This window comes from Mesorhizobium sp. M4B.F.Ca.ET.214.01.1.1 (assembly GCF_004791545.1).
In the GTDB taxonomy this organism is placed as follows: domain Bacteria; phylum Pseudomonadota; class Alphaproteobacteria; order Rhizobiales; family Rhizobiaceae; genus Mesorhizobium; species Mesorhizobium abyssinicae.
Genome location: NZ_SRUX01000314.1, coordinates 1 through 279 on the forward strand (window position 1 = coordinate 1; position 279 = coordinate 279).

The 279-nt window shown below is 58.4% G+C and carries 1 protein-coding gene; it reads left to right on the plus strand.

Annotated elements, in window-relative coordinates; genetic code table 11:
* A partial coding sequence (dctP, locus tag EN857_RS34380; protein WP_189522854.1) for a TRAP transporter substrate-binding protein DctP occupies positions 1-279 on the plus strand: 279 nt, incomplete at both ends.

The window sequence follows — 279 nt, forward strand, 5'->3', positions numbered from 1 at the left end:
CCTGCGCCGACATGGGCGGGCTGAAAATGCGCGTGCCTGATGTTCCGGCCTACCTCGCCATGCCACGCGCCTGCGGCGCAAACACGACCCCGATTGCATTTGCGGAAGTCTATCTGGCGCTGCAAAACGGCACCGTCGACGCACAGGAAAACCCGCTGACCACCATTGAGGCAAAGAAGTTCTTCGAGGTGCAGAAGAACATCGTTCCGACAGGCCACATCGTCGACCACCTCAACACGGTAATCTCGAAGAACCTGTGGTCCAAGCTGTCAGATGAAG